The 20268-nt window shown below is 61.5% G+C and carries 17 protein-coding genes; 15 read left to right on the top strand and 2 right to left on the bottom strand.

Translation table 11 applies throughout. The features are described 5' to 3' along the window. Window positions 1-19 precede the first annotated feature (19 nt). From CVO77_RS17000 to CVO77_RS16945, 12 genes are all read left to right on the top strand, one after another. On the top strand, window positions 20-1603 hold the full coding sequence (locus CVO77_RS17000; protein ID WP_106000071.1) for a bifunctional protein tyrosine phosphatase family protein/NAD(P)/FAD-dependent oxidoreductase: 1584 nt from the start codon (window positions 20-22) through the stop codon (window positions 1601-1603). 4 nt (window positions 1604-1607) lie between these two features. Further along, a complete protein-coding gene (locus CVO77_RS16995) occupies window positions 1608-2393 on the top strand; it encodes a sulfite exporter TauE/SafE family protein (RefSeq protein WP_106000070.1) in 786 nt (261 codons plus the stop codon). A 101-nt stretch (window positions 2394-2494) separates the two neighbouring features. Beyond that, complete coding sequence (locus CVO77_RS16990) at window positions 2495-3124, top strand: peroxiredoxin (RefSeq protein WP_106000069.1); 630 nt, start codon at window positions 2495-2497, stop codon at window positions 3122-3124. Window positions 3125-3154: 30 nt separating this feature from the next. Then, a complete protein-coding gene (locus tag CVO77_RS16985) occupies window positions 3155-3598 on the top strand; it encodes a DoxX family protein (RefSeq protein ID WP_106000068.1) in 444 nt (147 codons plus the stop codon). An 8-nt stretch (window positions 3599-3606) separates the two neighbouring features. Beyond that, a complete protein-coding gene (locus tag CVO77_RS16980; protein ID WP_146130896.1) occupies window positions 3607-4338 on the top strand; it encodes a hypothetical protein in 732 nt (243 codons plus the stop codon). Beyond that, window positions 4335-5774 carry a cytochrome ubiquinol oxidase subunit I gene (locus CVO77_RS16975; protein ID WP_106000066.1) on the top strand — a complete coding sequence of 480 codons (1440 nt, stop codon included), beginning with the start codon at window positions 4335-4337 and terminating at the stop codon, window positions 5772-5774. Before CVO77_RS16980 ends, CVO77_RS16975 begins: the two co-directional genes overlap by 4 nt. Further along, a complete protein-coding gene (gene cydB, locus CVO77_RS16970) occupies window positions 5774-6769 on the top strand; it encodes a cytochrome d ubiquinol oxidase subunit II (protein WP_106000065.1) in 996 nt (331 codons plus the stop codon). Before CVO77_RS16975 ends, cydB begins: the two co-directional genes overlap by 1 nt. 11 nt (window positions 6770-6780) lie before the next feature. Beyond that, entirely contained in the window at window positions 6781-6876 is a 96-nt protein-coding gene (locus CVO77_RS16965; protein ID WP_106000909.1) for a DUF2474 family protein, read from the top strand. Between the two features lie 541 nt (window positions 6877-7417). Continuing rightward, window positions 7418-9658, top strand: coding sequence for a TonB-dependent receptor (locus CVO77_RS16960; RefSeq protein WP_106000064.1), 2241 nt, complete (start codon window positions 7418-7420; stop codon window positions 9656-9658). Window positions 9659-9675: 17 nt separating this feature from the next. Beyond that, window positions 9676-11262: a tannase/feruloyl esterase family alpha/beta hydrolase gene (locus tag CVO77_RS16955; protein WP_106000063.1), complete on the top strand. Its 1587-nt coding sequence runs from the start codon at window positions 9676-9678 to the stop codon at window positions 11260-11262. A gap of 117 nt (window positions 11263-11379) precedes the next feature. Then, window positions 11380-12177, top strand: coding sequence for a phytanoyl-CoA dioxygenase family protein (locus CVO77_RS16950; protein ID WP_158258111.1), 798 nt, complete (start codon window positions 11380-11382; stop codon window positions 12175-12177). 113 nt (window positions 12178-12290) lie between these two features. Continuing rightward, complete coding sequence (locus tag CVO77_RS16945; protein ID WP_106000061.1) at window positions 12291-13040, top strand: FCD domain-containing protein; 750 nt, start codon at window positions 12291-12293, stop codon at window positions 13038-13040. Here the strand turns inward: CVO77_RS16945 and CVO77_RS16940 are convergent. Further along, window positions 13037-15004 (bottom strand): glycoside hydrolase family 5 protein, encoded by a 1968-nt coding sequence (locus CVO77_RS16940; protein ID WP_106000060.1) that lies wholly within the window; start codon window positions 15002-15004, stop codon window positions 13037-13039. The two genes, CVO77_RS16945 and CVO77_RS16940, sit on opposite strands and share 4 nt — an antisense overlap. A gap of 442 nt (window positions 15005-15446) precedes the next feature. Next, a complete protein-coding gene (locus CVO77_RS16935) occupies window positions 15447-16238 on the bottom strand; it encodes an alpha/beta hydrolase family protein (protein WP_158258110.1) in 792 nt (263 codons plus the stop codon). A 320-nt stretch (window positions 16239-16558) separates the two neighbouring features. Between CVO77_RS16935 and CVO77_RS16930 the strand changes: the two genes are divergently transcribed. From CVO77_RS16930 to CVO77_RS16920, 3 genes are all read left to right on the top strand, one after another. After that, window positions 16559-17002, top strand: coding sequence for a hypothetical protein (locus CVO77_RS16930; protein ID WP_106000058.1), 444 nt, complete (start codon window positions 16559-16561; stop codon window positions 17000-17002). Between the two features lie 583 nt (window positions 17003-17585). Then, window positions 17586-18914, top strand: coding sequence for a sulfatase family protein (locus CVO77_RS16925; protein WP_106000057.1), 1329 nt, complete (start codon window positions 17586-17588; stop codon window positions 18912-18914). Beyond that, a complete protein-coding gene (locus tag CVO77_RS16920) occupies window positions 18898-20268 on the top strand; it encodes an MFS transporter (RefSeq protein WP_197709648.1) in 1371 nt (456 codons plus the stop codon). Before CVO77_RS16925 ends, CVO77_RS16920 begins: the two co-directional genes overlap by 17 nt.

The following is a 20268-nucleotide window of genomic DNA, read 5'->3' as shown; positions in this document are numbered from 1 at the left end:
CCACCACCGGAGACGAGACATGGATATTAAAACGATCAATTCGCAGCTCGGTGTCAGCCCGCAGATTCAGCCCGGCGAGGTCGCGGCGATCGCGGCGGCCGGCTATCGCTCGATCATCTGCAATCGGCCCGACGGCGAGGAAGCCGGGCAGCCGCCTGCCGCTGCGATTGCCGAGGCGGCACAGCGGCATAAGATTGGCTTTGCTCATATCCCGGTGGTTTCGGGCCAGATGACCGGGACCGACGCGACGCTGATGGCTAATGCTCTTGCCGAGTTGCCGTCACCGATACTCGCCTTCTGCCGTTCGGGCAGCCGATCGGAAAAGCTGGCTGCCATGGCGACGGCGCAATCGGCAACCCGCGCTGCCACCGCCGACTATGACGTCGTCATCGTAGGCGGTGGCAGCGCCGGAATCGCAACGGCCGCCAGTCTTCTGAAGCGAAACCGCGAGATCTCCATAGCCGTGATCGAACCTTCCGAGACCCATTATTACCAGCCTGGCTGGACCATGGTCGGCGCGGGTATCTTCGATGCGGAATTCACGCGCCATAGCGAGACGTCGGTGATGCCGCGCGGCGTGGACTGGATCAAAAAGGCGGCGTCCGGCTTCGCTCCCGACGACAATCGGGTGTCGCTCGATGACGGCAGTTCGGTGTCCTACCGTGTCTTGGTCGCCTGCCCGGGGATTAAGCTCGACTGGGACGCTATTCCCGGGCTGAGCGCCACGCTCGGCAAGAACGGCGTCACCTCCAACTACCGCTACGATCTTGCCCCCTACACCAATCGCCTCGTCAAGGATTTGAAAGGTGGCCGGGCGCTGTTTACCCAGCCGCCGATGCCGATCAAATGTGCAGGTGCGCCGCAAAAAGCGATGTATCTGTCGTGCAATGTCTGGGAACGCAGCGGCGTCCTCAAAGACATCGACGTCCAGTTTCACACCAGCGGCGCGGTGCTGTTCGGGGTTGCGGTCTATGTCCCGGCGCTGATGGAATATGTCGATCGCTACAACGCACATCTGAATTTCGAATCCAAACTGGTTGCCATTGACGGCCCCGCCAAGATCGCGACCTTCGACCAGAAACGCGGCGATACCGTCACGCGCGTCGAGGAGAGCTTCGACATGATCCATGTCGTCCCGCCGCAGGTTGCGCCCGATTTTGTCCGCAGCAGCCCGCTCGCGGCCGCCAGCGGTTTTATCGAGGTCGACGAAGCGACCTTGCAGCATGTGCGCTACGCCAATGTCTTCGCCTTGGGCGATGCCTGTTCGGCCTCGAACGCCAAGACGATGGCTGCGGCGCGCAAGCAGGCACCGGTCGTTGCGGTGAATGTGCTGGCCGCCTTGGAGGGCAAGCCGCCCGTCGCCGACTATGACGGCTATGGCAGCTGTCCTCTCACGGTGGAGCGCGGCAAGATCGTGCTTGCCGAGTTCGGATATGGCGGAAAGCTGCTCCCCAGTTTCCCCAACTGGCTGATCGACGGCACGCGCCCGTCGCGCCTCTCATGGCTGCTCAAGGACACAATCCTTCCGCCGATCTACTGGCACGGCATGCTCAAAGGGCGTGAGTGGATGGTGAAGCCGCACATGATAGCGGCGAACGGATAAGCATGTGATCGACACGCTTCATTATGCGCTCGGCGGCGTCTCGGGCGTTCTCGTCGGCTTCGTCCTCGGGCTCGTCGGCGGCGGCGGGTCGATCCTCGCGGTGCCGCTGCTCCTCTATCTCGTGGGCGTGAAGGATCCGCATGTTGCCATCGGCACCAGCGCCTTTGCCGTCGCGGCCAATGCCGCGATCGGCCTCTGGAACCATGGCCGCGCCGGAACGGTCAACTGGCGCTGCGGATTCATCTATGCGGCAGCGGGTGTTGTCGGAGCGTTTGGCGGGTCAACGCTGGGCAAAAGCATAGATGGTCACAAGCTCTTGTTGCTGTTTGCACTGCTGATGATCGCGGTTGCCATTCTCATGTTCCGGCAACGCGGCGATGTCGGCGTAGAAGGTGCCCAATGCAGCCGCGAAAATGTCGTAAAAGTAGGTGGCTATGGCCTTGGAACTGGGGTGTTCTCGGGCTTTTTCGGTATTGGCGGCGGATTCCTGATCGTTCCAGGCCTGGTCGCTTCGACATCGATGCCGATCCTGCGGGCAATCGGCACGTCGCTTGTCGCGGTGACAGCGTTCGGCCTAACCACCTCGTTCAATTATGCCCTGTCGGGATTGGTCAATTGGCCGCTCGCTGGCGTTTTCATTTTGGGCGGCGTCGCCGGCAGCGCGCTCGGTACACGCGCCTCAACAGCGCTCTCCGCCGACAAGGGCAGGCTCAACACGGTGTTTGCCGCCTTCGTCATGATTGTGGCCTTCTACATGCTCTGGAAAAGCTGGGCTGAGATCGGCCTATGATTGAGCGATCAGATACTCGATTACAATAATCGTGTAATTTTGTTGGATATGGCCTGCGATCCATCGCATTGCCGCCAAACCAGAAAACCAAAGGAAAAATCATGACTCTCCACATCGGCGACATCGCACCAGACTTCCAGACCGAGACCCAGCACGGCCCGATCAGCTTTCACAAGTGGGCGGGCGATAGCTGGGTGTTCTTTTTCAGCCATCCGGCCGATTTCACGCCGGTCTGCACCACGGAAATGGGCCGCACGGCCCAGCTCGCAGGCGACTTTGCGGCACGCAATGTGAAGCCTCTGGGCCTGTCGACCGACACCGCAGACGAGCATCGCAAATGGATCGAAGACGTCAACGACACCCAGCATACCGACTTGCAATTCCCCATCCTCGCCGATGCCGATCTGTCGATTGCGCGGCTATATGACATGATCCACCCGCAGCAGAGCGAGACGGCTGCCGTGCGTTCGGTCTTCATCATCGATCCCGACAAGAAAATCCGCCTGACCATGACCTATCCGATGAGCGTCGGCCGCAACTTTGCGGAGATATTGCGGGTGATCGACGCGCTGCAAACCAGCGACAAGTTCCGGATCGCGACACCTGCTGATTGGGAAGTCGGCAAGGATGTCATCATCCCGCCGTCGATCAAGGACGACGAGGCTGCAACGCTTTTCCCGCAAGGATGGACGACGTTGCGCCCCTATTTGCGGACCACCAACGTCGCCTGAGCAAGTCTGAATCGGAATAGGGGGATCGATATGTTCGCAAATATTGAACGCTGGCTTGAACCGGGCGCAAAGTCGAAGGCGCTGATCGATCTCCTGTTCCGGGTTCTCACTAGCCTGATCTTCATCATCGGCGGGCTGGGTCATTTTGGCCAGCATCAGATGATGCTGGACCGAATGGAGGAATCACCATGGGCAGGCACCGTCAATATGATCGGCGATCCGTCTGTCCTGCTCTGGCTCTCGGGCTTCGCTTTCGCAGTGGCCGGAACCGCCTTGGCTCTGGGTTGGATGACGCGGGCCTCGGCACTGATTTTGTTCGTGACGCTCGTTCCGGTTACGATCACCACCCATCTCGTGCCTGATCCGTCGCATGTCGGCCCGCTCTTCAAGAATATCGCAATACTCGGCGCACTCCTGCTTATTTGGGCGCGTGGACCCGGCGCATTTGCGCTCGATGGAAAAATCGAACGATGAAACGGCTAATGGCACTCATCCCCATGCTGTTGGTGGCTGGCCCGGCTTGGGCTGAACCAACGCCGGTCAAGGTCCATGCCATCAGCCAGGATGCAAAATTCATCGGCGATTCCATGGGCGGAGTGGAAGTTGTCTTGCGCGACGCACAGACCGGCAAAATGCTCGCTAAAGGCCTGACCGTCGGTGGGACGGGCGATACCAAGAAGATCATGGAGGCGGTGGGCCGGTCACCGATGCTCACGACACCCGACGCTGCACATTATTCGACCACGCTCGATATTTCGGTTCCAACGCTGGTGAAGGTCGAGCTACGCGGACCGCTTGGCCGCCCGTTGACAATGCAACGTGCCACATCCGAACGCTGGTTGGTCCCCGGGATATCCGCGGGAGATGGCTGGGTGGTGGAGTTACCCGGCCTTGCCATCGAAGTGGACGGGGTTTCTGCGATGATCGCTGGCCGCGCCGCCACCGTAACCGCCAAAGTGGGGCTGATGTGTGGATGCCCAATCACCCCCGGCGGACTTTGGGATGCGGCGGATTATGAAGTAACCGCTGAATTGCACCGCAAGGGTGAAAAAAGCGAGCGCACGTCGCTCGCCTTTTCGGCCGCTCCCGGACTGTTCAGCAGCGCCATAACCCCGGGATTTTCGGGGAAAGGCGAACTTTGGATCGTCGCGCGAAACATCCGCACAGGGAATGCGGGCGTGGCGCGCGTGCCGGTCAGGATCGCCAAGCCATGAGGATCGACCAGGACTGGGCAATTATACTCGCGCGGGCGCAATTCGCGTTCACCGTGAGCTTCCACTTCCTGTTTCCGGCTTTCTCGATCGGGCTTGCGAGTTTCCTCGCGGTTCTCGAAGGGCTGTGGCTCAAGACCGGCAAAGGCGTTTACGCGAACCTCTATCGCTACTGGCTGAAGATTTTTGCTGTCGTCTTCGCGATGGGTGTCGTCTCGGGCATTGTCATGTCCTATCAATTCGGCATCAACTGGTCGGTGTTTTCGGACAAGGCCGGGCCGGTGATCGGACCGCTGATGGCCTATGAAGTGCTGACCGCCTTTTTCCTTGAGGCTGGCTTTCTTGGCGTGATGCTGTTCGGGATCAACAAGGTCGGCCGCAAGCTGCACTTCGTCGCGACATTGGCGGTGGCGCTAGGCACGTTTATTTCGGCTTTCTGGATCTTGTCGGTCAACAGCTGGATGCAGACCCCGGTGGGATATGAAATCGCCGCCAACGGCCAGTTTGTGCCGGGCCCGAGTTGGTGGGTCATCGTATTCAACCCCAGTTTTCCGTATCGGCTCGTCCACACCGTGTTGGCGGCCTATTTGACAACGGCCTTCGCCGTTGGCGCAGTCGGGGCCTGGCATCTGCTCAAAGACCGCACCAATCCCGGCGCGCGCAAAATGTTCTCGATGGCCATGTGGATGGCGGCGATTGTGGCGCCGATCCAGATTTTTGCCGGAGACATGCACGGACTGAACACATTGGAGCATCAGCCCGCCAAGGTGATGGCGATGGAAGGCCATTACCAAAGCCATCCCGACGGCGCCCCCCTGATCCTGTTCGGCATCCCCAATTCGAAGGAAAAACGGGTCGATTATGCCGTTGAGATTCCGAAGGCCTCCTCGCTGATTCTGAAGCATGATTTGAATGCACCGATGAAGGGGCTGGATACGATCCCCGATGCCGACGAACCTCCAGTGGGCATCGTCTTCTGGTCGTTCCGCATCATGGTCGGTATTGGGTTCGCCATGCTGGGTATCGGCTTGTGGAGCTTGACGGCGCGGTCGCGCAAGAAGCTCTATGAATGGCCCTGGTTGCATCGTTCGGCGGTTGCGATGGGACCAAGCGGGTTCATTGCCGTCCTCGCCGGCTGGGTCACCACCGAAGTCGGGAGGCAACCGTTCACAATCTACGGCGTACTGCGAACCGTCGATAGCGCCTCACCGCTCGATGCACCGGCGGTAGCAGCCTCGCTGCTTGCCTTCGTGCTGGTCTATTTCGCCGTGTTCGGGATGGGCGTCTGGTATCTGCTTCGCCTGATGCAGAAGCCGCCCGAAGCGCATGAGGCTCCGCCGAGCGATGCCCCCATCCGCAGCGCGGGCATCACGCCCGCGCCGCAGGTTCTCGCTGGCGATGGCGTGCCGGGCAACGCGCATAGCGGGGAAATCGTGTAATGGATCTGACGGTCATCTGGGCTGCTATCATCGGCTTTGCCATCGTCGCTTATGTCGTCATGGACGGATTCGATCTTGGCATCGGTATCCTGTTTCCGTTCTTCAAGGTGGGCAAGGACCGCGACACCGCGATGAACAGCATTGCACCGGTGTGGGATGGCAATGAGACTTGGCTGGTGATGGGCGTCGGCGGTTTGCTCGCCGCCTTTCCCCTCGCCTACGCCGTCATCCTTCCGGCTCTCTATGCGCCGATGATCGCGATGCTGCTCGGGCTCGTGTTTCGCGGCGTGGCTTTCGAGTTTCGCTGGCGCGATCCGGCGCACCGGGAATTCTGGGATCGGGCGTTCACAACCGGCTCGGTTATCGCCACCTTTGCGCAAGGCATTGCGTTGGGCGCGCTGCTTCAGGGAATTACGGTCGAAGGCCGCGCTTATGCCGGCGGCTGGTGGGAATGGCTTACACCGTTCAGCGTGTTGACCGGTTTTGGTTTGCTGATCGGCTACGCGCTTCTTGGAGCCTGCTGGCTCAACTGGAAGACCGAATCCGGCTTGCAGCGCCAGGCTGTGACCTATGCCGGACGCCTCGGCATCGCGCTGTTGCTGATGATCGGTGCAATCAGCCTGGCAACCCTTTCGCTGGAGGCGCAATATCACCAGCGCTGGCTCAGTTTCCCCGGAATCCTTGCGACCGCGCAAGTTCCGCTGGCGACGATCATCGTAACCTTCCTTTTCTATCGCAGCTTGCGGCTGCGAAAGGACGCACAGCCCTTTTTCTGGGCGCTGTCGCTCTTCGGTCTATGTTTGTTGGGTCTTGGCGTCTCGATCTGGCCCGACATTGTTCCGGCGCGGGTCACAATCTGGGAAGCCGCGGCCCCCTACCGCAGTCAGCTATTCATGCTCGTCGGCGCATCGATCATGGTGCCGATCATCCTCACTTACACCGCATGGTCCTATTGGGTGTTCCGCGGAAAGGTTGGCGAGGATGGGTATCATTGATGGCTGCGCGCATGAAACAGATCGTCTGGTTCATTGCCATCTGGGCGGCAAGCGTCGCGGCGATCGGCGCCGTGGGGCTGATGATCAGGGCCGTATTGCGCACATAAAGGTTCCGCGCCGCGGCGACCGGAATGGGCAAAGGCCATTAACCAGGTGGGGTCGTCATCGGCAAAAAGCCATATTGGCAATGCATATGGACAGCCAAGTCCGAAGCGCTAGGCAATTGCCATTATGATAGGGTCGGCGCCCTTCCCGCCCGTCTGGCGATACGGCGACCATCTCGGCCATACTCGATCTTGGTCGGCCAACACTCATCCGCGTCGAAACCCGGGCGCCGCTTACGCGTCGCCGCAGCCTGATTCGCGCGACCGCAGAGCGCTGGCTGGTGCCGAGACGAAGCTTTGCATCAGGTCATCCTCACGGCACGCCACCCGAAACCCGGCAATAGCGGCCTTGTGCTACCCGAGCCGGCGATGGCGACGAGGCATCTGTTTTAGCGTCCGGATCAAGAGTTCAATCTTTCGCTCGCTGCGCCGAATGAGATCGCCAAGATTCTGCATTGACTCCCTCTGCTGACGCTCATATTTATAAATTATGCCATGAAGAGGCATTGATTATATAATTATAAATGTCTGGGGAGGGTTTTCTATGACTTTCAAGGGATTTCGATTCGCCTTGCTCGCCACCGCGGCCTGCGCTGTGCCGCATGGCGCCATGGCACAGGACAGTGCGGCGGCCGACGCGACGTCGGACGAGGCCAGCCGTGAAATCATCGTGACCGCCAACAAACGCAGCGAAAACGTCCAGAAGGTGCCCTCCTCGATCGCCGTCGTCGGGGCGGCCGAACTCGAGCGCAAGAATATCGCCGGCGTTGAGCAACTCGGCAACGCGGTGCCCGGCTTCGTCTATCGCGGCGGTTTCAACCCGACCAACACCTCGCTCAGCATCCGCGGCATCAGCACATTGTCCTACAGCCGTTCGATCGAACCCTCGGTCGGCACCGTGATCGACGGCGTCGTGATCGGACTTCAGGGGCCCAATCTTTTCAACTTCAACGACGTGTCGCGGGTGGAGGTGCTACGCGGACCGCAGGGAACGCTGTTCGGAATCAACTCGTCGGCCGGTATCCTCAACATCGTGACCGAAGATCCGGGCAACGACCTGTCGGTCAAGGTTGGCGCCAGCTATGCGCAGCGCGATCAGGTCGATCTCTATGGCGCGGTCGGGGGGCCGATCGCGGGTGAAAAACTGCGCCTTCGCGTATCGGGCTTCTACAAACGCTACGATGATTTCGTCGACAATCTCAACACCGGTGAATCGCTCAATGGCGACGAACAATATGGGCTGCGCGCAAAGCTGATCTTCGAGCCAGACGACCTGACCAAGATGACGATCAACGCCGACGCGGCCTGGGATCGCAGCGACTGTTGTTCGCCGGTCTTCATCAAGCTGGTGCCGGGGCGTTCCAATGCCTTCGATACCCAGTTCTACGGCCCGCTGACCCCCGAGAGCAATCAGATCAACCTGCCCGGCAGCACCTTCTCCAAATCGAACGGCTTCGGTTTCAGTGCGCAATGGGATCGGTATCTTGGCGATTATCTGCTCACCTCGATCACCGCCTATCGCGATTATTATATCGAGGCGGAAACGACTGTCGTGCAGCCGAGCCTGATCCTGCCGAGCAACTTCGCGACCGCCAAGCAAAGCCAGTTGTCGCAAGAAGTTCGCCTCGCATCACCAACCGGCGGCACGTTCGACTATGTGGTCGGCGCCTTCTATTTCAAGCAATTGAAATCGGGCAGCATCGACCAGAAGGTCCGGCTGCGCGCCAACGGATTCCAGCAACACAACCACCTGAACTTCGCCGACGCCGACAATGCCAATTATGCGCTGTTCGGCGAAGGAAATATCCATCCGACCTCGAACCTTACCCTGATCGCCGGTGCTCGCTGGACCAAATTTCAGGTGAGCTTCCGCAACATCGGCCTGCCGCGCGACCCCGGCTATTTCGTGGCGAACCTGGCGCCAGGCGAAACGATCCAGGACAGCGTGTCAGCGGAAAAATGGTCGTGGAAGCTTGGCGCGCGCTGGCAAATGACATCGAACGACATGTTCTATGCAACCGTTTCGCGCGGGATCAAGGGGCCCGCCTTCAACACGCTCGCGACCAACGCAACCGGGCCGCAGCGGGTGCGACCCGAAGTCGCGACCAACTATGAAATCGGCTTCAAGGGCAGTCTCTTCGACAATCACGTGCGAACGAGCCTCGCGCTTTTTTCGACCACCTTCAAGGATTTCCAGACCCAGGCAGTCGATACCGACCCGATCACCGGACTGCGGACTTTCATCCTGGTCAATGCCGGGTCGATCCGTACCCGCGGCTTCGAAGGGAGTCTCAATCTCTATCCCACCGACACGACGTCTATCGATGCCAGCGTCAGCTATATCGACGGCAAGTTCCGCGACTTCCCGGGGGGGCAATGCTATTCGGGCCAGACTGCGGCGCAGGGCTGCGTCGGCGGCGTTCAGGACCTGAAGGGTGCGCCGCTGCCGGCAAACCCGAAGTGGTCGTTCAACATCGGCGGCGAACAGGTGGTGAAGTTCGCCGGGGCGCCCTTCGACGGTTTCGTCAATCTCAACTATAATTGGCGCGGCAAGATCCAGTGGGATATTTTCCAGGATCCGGAAGCGATCGAAGATTCGGTCGGACTGCTGTCGGGCGCGGTCGGTATCCGCGCGAAGGATCGGAGATATTCCTTGTCGCTGTTCGCGAAAAACCTGACCAACAAATTCTATACCAACGGCCTGAGGCCGGGAACGGCGATCGTCGGCTTCATCCCGCTCGACTATCGCCGTCAGGTCGGCGTCAAGCTGTCATACAACTACTGACCGGCGGCGGAACGACGATGCGCAAAAGCCTCATCGCTTGCTGGCTGTCAGCCGGTGCCGCGAGCCTGTTCGCGGCACCGGCGCTCGCTGCCGAGCCGGCGGCAAAATGCACCGCGCTCGGCCAGGCCGACTTCGCGCGAACGCCCGACGCTCCCGCGCAAATCCTCGAGGCGGCCTATGTCGCGGCGAATGGCGACCAGCCCGGCCTGTGCCGCGTCACCGGGATCGTAGCGTCCGCCACCAGCTTCGAAATCCAGTTGCCGGTCGAGCGCTGGAACGGCAAGTTTCTCCAGGCCGGTTGCGCGGGCTTCTGCGGTCGCACGATGGGCTGGTATTGCCGCGACGCGACGGCGCGCGGCTACGCCTGCATCGTCAGCGATCTTGGACATCGCTCGGCAATGGCAAGCCCCGGCGCCCCGAGTCTCAGCGCGATTTGGGCCGACGGCAACGACAGCGCGCAGATCGATCATGGTTTTCGCGCCTCGCACGCGACGACCGTGATCGGCAAGGCGATCGTTGCGGGCTTCTACGGCAAGGACGCGGACCGGTCCTATTTCAATGGCTGTTCCGAAGGCGGGCGCGAAGCGATGATCGCGGCCCAGCGTTTTCCGTGGGATTTCGACGGGATCATTGCCGGCGCACCCCTCATGGACGTCGGGCGTAGCTTCCTCAGCCAGATATGGAACGACCGCGCGATGCATGGCCCGGACGGGCAGCCGCTATTCACCCCCGCCAGCCTCGCCTTCGCCCGCGACGCAGTGCTCAAAGCCTGCGACGGCAATGACGGGGTCATGGACGGCGTGATCGGCGATCCCCGCCAGTGCCGCTTCGACCCGGGCGCGCTCAGCTGCAAGCCGGGTAGCAGCGACGCCTGCCTTACCCAGCCGCAGATCCAGGCGCTCGGCGCCTTGATCGGCGGTCCGCGCACGCGCGCCGGGACGCCGATCGCTCCCGGTCTGAGCCCCGCCGTCGCATGGGGCCGGCTGATGGCGCCGGGGACGGCGGGCCGATCGGTGCCGGCAAGCTATGGCGAGGAATTCTTCCGCTATCTCGGCTTTTCGCCAGCGCCGGGTGGCAGCTGGAAAGCTGCGGCGTTCGATTTCGAAGCCGACTACCGGCGAAGCGGCGTTGCCGATGCCCTGCTGTCGGCGACCAATCCCGATTTGCGCCGATTTCGCGACGCCGGCGGCAAGCTGATCCTCTATCATGGCTGGGACGACCATCTCATCGCGCCGGGGATCACGGTCGATTATTACGAGACCGCGCGTGCGACCATGGGCGGGCAAGCGGCGACCGATCCGTTCTTCCGCCTCTTCATGGTGCCGGGCATGGATCATTGTGCGCTGGGCGGCGGCGCGTGGGCGGTCGACTATCTGACATATCTCGAAAACTGGGTCGAAAAGGGCGACGCGCCCGACCGGCTGGTCGCGACGCGCCCGAAGCTGCCCGCGGATCCGGTTCAGGCCTTCGCGCGGATAGGACGGTTTCCGGTTCCCGCCGACGCGATCGAATTCACCAGGCCGATCTACCCCTATCCGCAGCGCTACCGTTACGACGGTCGCGGCGATCCGACCCAGGCCTCCAGCTACAAATCCACGAAATAGGCGCGGCACTGTTTGTCGGCTCGCTAGCTGGATTGCGTCCGCTCTTATAAAAATTATGTATTCTTGCTTCTTGTGACTATAATTTATACAAAGACTCCTGTTATGAGGATTATCGATATGCGCCAACCTTCGCCGCACGCCTTGAATGGCGATTTCAAATGGACCGACGTGCCGCAGGATCGCGCCCTGCGCTTTCTCGACCGCGATCAGGTCAACACCTTTGATCGTCTCGGCTACCTCCATATCCCTGCGGCATTCAGCGACAGCGAACTCGACGAGGTCGAGCAGGCGATCGACCCGATCGAAGCCGAGCTCGAACGCCTCGTTGCCGAGGTTGCGGGCGGCAAGTCGCGCCTCACCGATGCCGGCACGATCACCTTCACTACCCACATCGTGACGCGCTCCGACACCGCGCGGGAATTTGCCCGCAACGCGAAAATCCACGCCATCTGCCAGGATCTGATGGGCGCGCCCGCACGCCTGTACTGGGACCAGTCGGTGTACAAGAAGACCGGCAAGAAGCAGGAATTTCCCTGGCACCAGGACAATGGCTACACCTTCATCGAGCCGCAACAATATCTCACCTTCTGGATTCCGCTCGTCGATGTCGATGAATCCAATGGCTGTCCGTGGATCGTGCCGGGCCTCCACCGCAATGGCACACTCGCCCATTGGGAAACGCCGATCGGGCTCAAATGCCTCGAAGAGAGCGACGCGGCGGTCTGCGTGCCCGCCAAGCGCGGCGACATCATCCTGTTCTCGTCGCTTGCTCCGCATCGGACCGGACCCAATCTGCGCGACGGCACCATCCGCAAGGCCTATATTCTGCAATATGCGCCCGACGGCGCGCATACGGTCGTCGATGGCACGCGAATTCCGCAGAACGACCCTGAAAGACAGTTTCTTATCGATTAGGCGCTGCGGGGCGCCGATCGATGGCCGCTGGGGCCTAATTGACAAGATCGGTGCAAACGCTATGCGAAAAGGCTCGATATTCGCTGCTGCAAACCAGCTGAGGGGCTCGCCGCTTGCCGACCAATATTCCGTCGATCAGTAGCTTCGAAGACGAGCGCCTGCGCCTGCCGCGCACGGCGCTATCCAGCCCCAGCCACGGGATCGCCTATTGGCTGAAGCGCGACATCGTGCGCGGCGTATTCGATCCTGCCGAACGCCTGAAGCTCGACCTGCTCACCCGCTTCTATGGCGCCGGGCTCAGCCCGGTGCGCGAAGCGGTGCTGTTTCTCGCCGCCGGCGGCCTCGTCGCCCACGAGCATCAGAAAGGACACCGCGTCGCGCCCGTGTCGCTCGGCGACTATCTCGATACCCTCCATGTCTATGATCGGATCCGCCGCCTCGCGCTGGTCACCGCGATTGAGCGCGGCGACGATGCGTGGGAAGAGCAGGTCCTCATCCAGCTGCATCGTTCGAAGAAAGTGCCGCATGTCCTGCCAGGCGACGACCATGAGGGCCGCGAGCGCTGGCAGCGCGCCTATATGGATTTCTACGACACGCTGATCGGCGGCTGCAAATCGCCTTTGCTGATCGACTATTATAGCGATCTCGTCGCGCGCGCGGAGCGTTACATTAACCTGTTCGCCGACCAGTCAAGCGACCATGTGCGCGACCATGCCGCCGAGCATAGCGCGATCGTCGATGCCGTAATCGGCCGTGACGCCGTGCGCCTCAACAAGCTGCTCGACGAGAGCAACGAGCGCTCTAAAAGCATGCGCAATTCCACCATCGACGCGCTTCGGGCAATCGAGGAGCGCCCCGCCTAAGGCGCATCCGGCCGCGCGCCCCGGATCGTCGTCGGCCCGGCCTCGCCATGGACGATCGTCAACCGCTGCGCCGCGCGATCGAAATCCCACTCGGCAGCGCCGCCGCCTGTCGAAACCTCCACCCCGTCCGGATAGTGGATCGCCGGCACATACACGATGGTTTGCGCGCCCTCCAGCGCATCGATATCGAGTTCGAAGCGACCCGTATCGCGGTCGAAAGCAAAGCTGCGTATCGTGCCGCCGGCGTGCTGGGCATAAGGGCGGCAAAAGCCCTCGACGGCGCGACCGCCGGAATTGGGGTCTGCCGGGTCTTCAAGCTGGTCGAGCGAGAAGATCGACAGATCCTCCTGGTTCCAGCCATCGCCGATCAGCAGGTCGTTGCGGTTCGATGCCGTATAGTTCCAGAGCGTGGAATTGAGCAGCCGCCGGTCCATGGCATCGTACATGAGGCCAAGCGCGGTGCTGTGCGGTCCCCAGACGTCGCGGCCGCGCTCGCCCGCTGCCCAGGCTTCATAAGCGGCGCCCTCGTCGAGATCGAACGGAATTCCAAACTCGCCGATCAGCGTCGGCATCCCCCCCGGCTGCGCGTCGGCCAGTCCTTCGACGACGCCGAGTTCGCGCACATAACGGTCGCGCACAGCGGCCTGCGCTTCGCCGACCGGGGTATCGAACGTCTTGAAGAAGAGCGTCCGCACATCGTACCAATGACCCGCGTTCACCGAGGCCTCAGGCAACGGCGTCGGCAAGGGGCGTCCCGACATCCCTGCAAAGGGATCGATTTCGACGAATAGCAGCCAGTCCTTCCGATGCGCCCGCACGGCATCGGCGACGCCGTGAAAGAAGGGGCCCATGCCATCGCGGTAAACATCGATCGAGCCGCCCGCATCGGCCTGGAAATAGTCTTCGCGAAGCGCAATGCCGCCATCGCCTTCGAGACGGTAGGCGCCCGCAGCCTCGAACGGGCATTCACGGCCGGGAAGCCAGACCGGCTGGCGATCGCTGTTCAAGGTGACGTTGCCGGTGATCTCGGTGCGGCCCGTCTCGATATTGCGCAAAAGCCGAGGCGCCTCGACAGTCATGCCGCGCAGGAGCAAAAGCCCCTCGAGCGGGGTCAGCGCGGGTCCGACGCGCGGCGCCACCGGGTTGACCGCATCGGGTGCGACATGGCGGTAGTTCATCGGATAGCCGAGCCACCCGAGGCCCGGCTCGTTAAGCGTGTCGAAGCCGATCACATGCGGCATGTCGCGAACCCGCAGCGCCACCTGCTCGAGGCAGCCGATATAGGCTTGCTGGAGATAGTCCTGGACGTTGACGCCCTCGATACGAAAATCGGGGGTCAGCCGCTTCCCCGCCCAGAACAGGCTCCACATCACGGCGTTGGCAGGCAGGCGATGATTACCGCCCCAGCTCATTTGCGGATAGGCATCCTGCCGCCGCTCGGGACTGGCATAATCATATTGTGCCTGCATGATATGCGCGACATCGGCGCGATGAAACTGCCTGAAATCGAGCCCGACGGCCTCGAACGCCCACCCGGGAGCGCCGTCGCCGCCCGACATGCGGCTCCAGACGTCCTGATGGAAATCGACGAAGACATGAAGGCCAAAGCGCCCCGCGCGCGCGCAAATCTCGGCATAATAGTCGAGATAGTCGGCGTCATACTGGCCCGGCCCGGCGTGCTCGATCGCCTCCCAAGTCGTCAGCAAGCGCAAGCAATTGAAGCCCCAATGGGCGAGCCGAGCGAGATGCGTGTCGGCTTCGGCCAGCGGAAACGGCCGGCCGATAAAGCTGATCGTGCGGTGATCGGAGAAGTCCGATGGCCGGTCGGTCCCGCCATCGGGCCAGGGAACCTTGCAATCGCCGCCAAGATTGACGCCGCGCAGGATCACATGCCGCCCCGCTTGGTCGCGGAACACCGGGCCATCTACCGCCAGGCGTCCGACCCGACCATCTTCATTTGCCATTTTCGATCTCTCCCCTGATCCGCTTGCGCGGCGCGGGCGGGTACCAGTCCGCCGTGCTTCGATGCCCCACGCTAAGGGGAAGCCTTTGGAGGGTCAAGAAATCATATCAAAATTGATTTATGGTTTTTTTAGCAATATATCATTGGCTTATAGTCCATCATACCTTTCATAAATGCAATGATGGCAATTTTTCTACAAAATCTACAAATTATTATAGAGCTGTTGGCCGATAGCAAGCCGCCCCGCAGCGCGGGCGACAGATGCTCCCGCACTTCCAACGCGAAGACTTGAATCGCGAGTTCCGGCCCGCCCCTTACCCGAGAGGCGGGGTGGAGGGGCAAGCCGGAACCCTGCCGAACGGGCGGGGCGCCGCGGCGATGCCTTGAGGCGCTGCCGCGACGCCCTCCCCCTGTCACCCGACCGGCATATCAAAGCCGACGCATCAATATTGGTCGAACCATGCTTTGACGCCGCCCGGTCCGACGATGTCGGCGGTCAGATTATGCCCCTCATTGTTGACCTTGACCTCAGCGACATAGCCCTGCGCGACGAGCTTGTCGTAATAAGCGTACATGGCGGAAATCGGGTTCACCGGGTCGCCAGACGCGTGATAGAATTTCGTCGGCGGATGATCGGCGGGCATCGTCGCCGGAACGCTGCACAGTGGCCCCGAGCAGTGCGCATAGGATGCCGAGTGAATGGCGAGGGCTTTCCAGACCTTGTCGCCATTCCACGACACCGCCATGCGGCTGGTATTATAGCCACCGCTCGACATGCCATAGGCGTAGCGGCGGTCCATATTATACTGGCTGCCCGCGCCATAGCCGCCGCCTTCGATCGACGACCAGAGCGCCGGAAAGAAGCATTTGTCGCTGCTCACATTGTAGCCCGTCGGCAAATTGGTATCCCAGAACCGCAGGACGAGCAGCTGGAGTGCCGCTTTCGGCAAAACGACCGCATATTTCTTGCCCGTATTGTTCGGATCGTCGAGCAGTTCGTGGATGGAGGCGGTGAGGTGGCGCAGGTCGCTCGACGCGTCGGGCGGCGCGAAGGTCGTCGGGCCGTCGGGTGGCGGCGGCGCCGCGGGGTTGAGGCCGTGATAGAAGAAAACGACCGGCCAGCCTCCTTCGGGCGGCGTGCCTTCCGGAACCTGATACATGACGGGCCTCGTCGTGTTGCCGCCCGTGCACGATCCCGCCAGATTATATTTGTACGATTGGGTCGTCGCGACCATCGAGCAGGAATAGGTACCATCCGCCTGCAAGCCACACCGGGCAGCCTGCGCCGGCATCGGCGCCATTGCTGCGCCGAATCCCGCCACACCCGCTATCGCGGTCGTCCACGGCACAGAAATTGACGCCGATATCGCAGCCATATTTCTCCACTTTGACATAGTATATTCCTCTCCATATTATCATTTACATAGTAATTTAGGTTTGTTGTCATTTGTTACTGATGATTACATGAAAGTTATCTTGACTTTATTCTTGACCTATAATCAACGCTTGATCTATCCGTGAATTTCTACACTGTTTATAAAATTGGGAGAGCGGAATGCGGAACCAAGTCTGGATTGCAGCGGGGGTGACCGGGATCGCGGCCCTGGCGCTGATCGCCCTGCTTCTCGATCGTCCGGCGGCGCCCGACACCCCGCAGAGTGATGCCACCGTCCTGCTCGCCGAACAGCCGCCCGTGGCGGCATCGACCTTGCCCCGCCCCGCTGTCGGCGCCGATGCCACCGCATCGGGGATCGCGCCCGGCGTCGAGATGCAGATTCTGCGCGACGCAGGGGACCCAGGCGCGCGTCTGCGCGATGTGAGATTTGCCGACAAGGAGCAGCGGATCGCTTGCGGCGAAATCATGCGATCGAACACGACCGAACATGTGCGCTTCGTCTGGCTGGGCGAACCTGCCAAGGTGATCGCAGATGAAAAGGGCGGCGGTGCTTATGCTCAGGTCGCGCCGCTCTGCTACGGCAAAGGCGCCGCCGGATTGTGACCACGCGAAAACTGCAAATTTCGGGCTGAACGGCGAGCGATTTCGCCTGGATCGATGGCGACCCGTGCTCGCGCGATCCAAAGGGGGACCGGCGTAGCGTCGGCCGACAGGCAGGTCGCGCCAAGTCGCTGGTTGCCAGGATGTCGCCATTCCGCCGCCCCCCATGTTTGCCCGATTTCCCGAATCTGACAAATTTGTTTGCCCAGTATCTTATGTGATATTTTTTTCGTCAAGTTTAAAAATACGTAGGCGTATCTTTGGGGCTCAGAACGGATAGCCCAAAAGCCTATTCCCTCCGGAAGCTGCGGGATTTCGTACTGGATGGCTGGAATTCCGGCCGGTTTGACGACTGTCCTTGCGCATGCGAACGGCGTCAGCCAACATGCTCATCGGCGTCTTAATGGGTATTCTTCAAGGTGCGTGAAGGCACATTCGCTCGACCGGATGCCGGGCCAATTGACGCAAGCGACCGCCGGTCGCCCCGACGCCGGACTTATTTTATAAATTAATGCCGAAATTCCTATAAACATATTGACTGATAAGACCTCTCCCATAAACTGCGCAAAATTTGGGAGAGTGGATAATGGAACGCCGGCATTTTCTGACCAGCAGTATCGGCCTTTCGGTTGCCGCCGCGACAGCCACGCCCGGCTGGGCGAAGGCACCGACCCGGCGGCCGAATATCGTGCTGCTGCTGTGCGATGATTTGGGCTATGGAGACCTCGGCGCCAATGGCGCGAAACTGATCCGGACCCCCCATCTCGACGCGCTTGCCCGCAGCGGGGTCCGCTTCACCAATTTTTTTGCCAGCGCCAATATCTGCAGCCAGTCGCGCGCCGGCTTGTTTACCGGTCGCTTCGCGGTGCGGAGCGGCATGGCGAATGGCGTCATCCAGGCGAACGACAAGACGGGGCTGCCGCCCGAAGAGGTCACGATCGCCGAAATGCTGAAGCCCGACTATGCGACGGCGTTGATCGGCAAATGGCATCTCGGCCATGTCGCGCCCTACTGGCCGCCGCGCGTCCAGGGCTTCGACTATTTCTACGGCCTTCCCTACAGCCACAACATGGTCCCGCTCTCGCTCTACAGCAGCGGGGAAGGCGTCGACCTCATCACCGAAGATCTCGATTTTCACCGGCTGACCGCCAAATTCATCGATCGCGGCATCCAGTTCATCGACGACAATCGGGCGCGTCCCTTCTTCCTCACTTTGGCGCTTACCGCGCCGCACACGCCGCTCGATCCCAATCCCGACGAGCATCATCACTCACCGGCGGGCGATTATGGCGATATTGTCGAGGAAGTGGACACCGGCCTCGGCCGGGTGATGGCCAAGCTCAAGGCGCTCGGCCTGGAACGCGACACGCTGGTGCTCGTAACGTCCGACAACGGTCCCTGGTTCGAAGGCTCGTCGGGGGACTCGCGCGACCGCAAGGGCGGTGCCGGTTGGGATGGCGGCTACCGCGTTCCCTTCATCGCGTCGCAGCCGGGGCGCATCCCGGCGGGCCAGGTCAGCGACGCGCTGGCAATGAACATCGATTTCCTGCCGACGCTCGCGACCTGGACCGGCGCCGCGCTGCCCGATCGCGAACTCGATGGCCGCGACATCAGCCGCGTCATCACCGATCGCATTCCGTCGCCGCACGACGACCTCCTGCTGTTCGACGACACGCAGGTCACCGGCATTCGGACCAAACGCTGGAAGCTGGTGAAATATTCCTACTATCGCGGCTACAAGCTCGATCTCGGCAAATATATGATCAGCCGCCAGGGCGCGCTGCTGTTCGACCTCGACCAGGATCCGGCCGAGCTTTACAGCGTCGCGAGCCGTCACCCCGAAGTCTTCGCCGCGCTGATGAAACGCATGACCGACGCGCAGGCAAAATATGACGCCCTTGCCCCCAAGGCCTGAGCCGCTCGCGCGCATCGGTTTCTGGCGCAAGATTTCGCTTGGTTCGGGCGATCTTGCCTTCAACCTCTATTGGCAAAGCAGCTCGCTGTTCCTGCTCTATTTCTATACCGATGTCCTCGGTGTTCCGGCGACCATCGCTGGCACCATCTACATGGCCGCCCTGATCTGGGATGCCGCGATCGATCCGGTGGTCGGCTGGGCCGCGGACCGGACGCGAACGCGCATGGGCCGCTACCGCCCCTATCTGCTGTTCGGGGCGCCGCTGCTTGCGCTCGCCTATGCCGCGATGTTTTTCGTTCCCGCGATGCCCAGCGCCGGGACATTAGTGCTGGTCACGGTCACCCACCTGCTGTTCCGAACCCTCTATGCGGTGGTCAATATTCCATATGCATCGCTCTTCGCGCGCGTCACGCGCGACAGCGCACAGCGCGCCGACATGGCGGGTGCCCGGATCATGTTCGCGATGATTGCGGGCATGCTGGTCTCGTCCACGACGCTCCCCCTTGCAGGCTTGCTCGGCGGCGACGATGCGCGGCGCGGCTGGCAGATACTGGCGCTGGTCTATGGCGGTTTTGCCGTACTGATCCTGTGGCAGGTTGCCCATGCCGCGCGCGGTCTCGATGCGCCGGAACCGCTGGTCGCCGAGCGCGTCGCATGGCGCACCGTCGCGGCGTCGCTCGCCTCGAACCGGCCGCTGCATCTCGCGCTCGGCGTCGTCGTGCTGAGCTCGATTGCCTCGACCTTCTTTCACAAGAACATCATCTATTATTTCAAATATGTATATGGCGACACCGACGCCGCGACGATCGCGCTGACCTTGAGTGCCGGCGTGACCGCAGCGTCGGTCCCAGCCTGGACATGGGTCGCGCGCACCCATGGCAAGCGGCTGGCGTGGGCGAGCGGCATGGCGATCGTCGGGGTCGGACTCATCGCCTGGTGGTTTGCCAACGGCCAAGGCCTGACCGCCCTTCTTGGCGCGATCGCGATCATCGCGGCGGGGATGAGCGCCAATTACATCTGCTTCTGGGCCGTGCTGCCCGACACGGTCGAATATGGCGAATGGAAGACCGGCGTCCGAACCGAATCGCTGATTTTCGGCCTGGTGGTTCTCGGTCAGAAGGCGGCTCTCGGCGCCGCCGCAGGCGCGCTCGGCGTCGCCCTCAACCTTGTCGGCTATCAGGCGAATGAAACAATGGCCCCCGCGACGGTCGATGGGCTGCGGACGATGATGCTCGCTATCCCGCTCGGCGGTGTGATCCTCTCGCTCATCCTCATCTATTTCTACCGCCTGTCCTACGCGGCGCACCGTCAGATCGTCCTCGACATTGCCGAGCGCGCGGACGCGAGGCGCTGA

Origin of the sequence: Sphingopyxis lindanitolerans (assembly GCF_002993885.1) — a bacterium.
Lineage (GTDB): Bacteria > Pseudomonadota > Alphaproteobacteria > Sphingomonadales > Sphingomonadaceae > Sphingopyxis > Sphingopyxis lindanitolerans.
Note: the sequence above shows the minus strand (reverse complement) of the source record. Positions and strands in the feature narration are given on the sequence as shown.

What these genes read in the sequence shown, in the direction of transcription:
- CVO77_RS16925 (WP_106000057.1), top strand. Translation starts at nt 17,586, where the DNA reads ATGGAACGCCGGCATTTTCTGACCAGCAGTATCGGCCTTTCGGTTGCC.
- CVO77_RS16950 (WP_158258111.1), top strand. Translation starts at nt 11,380, where the DNA reads ATGCGCCAACCTTCGCCGCACGCCTTGAATGGCGATTTCAAATGGACC.
- CVO77_RS16985 (WP_106000068.1), top strand. Translation starts at nt 3,155, where the DNA reads ATGTTCGCAAATATTGAACGCTGGCTTGAACCGGGCGCAAAGTCGAAG.
- CVO77_RS16940 (WP_106000060.1), bottom strand. Translation starts at nt 15,004, where the DNA reads ATGGCAAATGAAGATGGTCGGGTCGGACGCCTGGCGGTAGATGGCCCG.
- CVO77_RS17000 (WP_106000071.1), top strand. Translation starts at nt 20, where the DNA reads ATGGATATTAAAACGATCAATTCGCAGCTCGGTGTCAGCCCGCAGATT.
- CVO77_RS16955 (WP_106000063.1), top strand. Translation starts at nt 9,676, where the DNA reads ATGCGCAAAAGCCTCATCGCTTGCTGGCTGTCAGCCGGTGCCGCGAGC.
- cydB (WP_106000065.1), top strand. Translation starts at nt 5,774, where the DNA reads ATGGATCTGACGGTCATCTGGGCTGCTATCATCGGCTTTGCCATCGTC.
- CVO77_RS16935 (WP_158258110.1), bottom strand. Translation starts at nt 16,238, where the DNA reads ATGGTCGCGACGACCCAATCGTACAAATATAATCTGGCGGGATCGTGC.
- CVO77_RS16990 (WP_106000069.1), top strand. Translation starts at nt 2,495, where the DNA reads ATGACTCTCCACATCGGCGACATCGCACCAGACTTCCAGACCGAGACC.
- CVO77_RS16960 (WP_106000064.1), top strand. Translation starts at nt 7,418, where the DNA reads ATGACTTTCAAGGGATTTCGATTCGCCTTGCTCGCCACCGCGGCCTGC.
- CVO77_RS16930 (WP_106000058.1), top strand. Translation starts at nt 16,559, where the DNA reads ATGCGGAACCAAGTCTGGATTGCAGCGGGGGTGACCGGGATCGCGGCC.
- CVO77_RS16980 (WP_146130896.1), top strand. Translation starts at nt 3,607, where the DNA reads ATGGCACTCATCCCCATGCTGTTGGTGGCTGGCCCGGCTTGGGCTGAA.
- CVO77_RS16965 (WP_106000909.1), top strand. Translation starts at nt 6,781, where the DNA reads ATGAAACAGATCGTCTGGTTCATTGCCATCTGGGCGGCAAGCGTCGCG.
- CVO77_RS16975 (WP_106000066.1), top strand. Translation starts at nt 4,335, where the DNA reads ATGAGGATCGACCAGGACTGGGCAATTATACTCGCGCGGGCGCAATTC.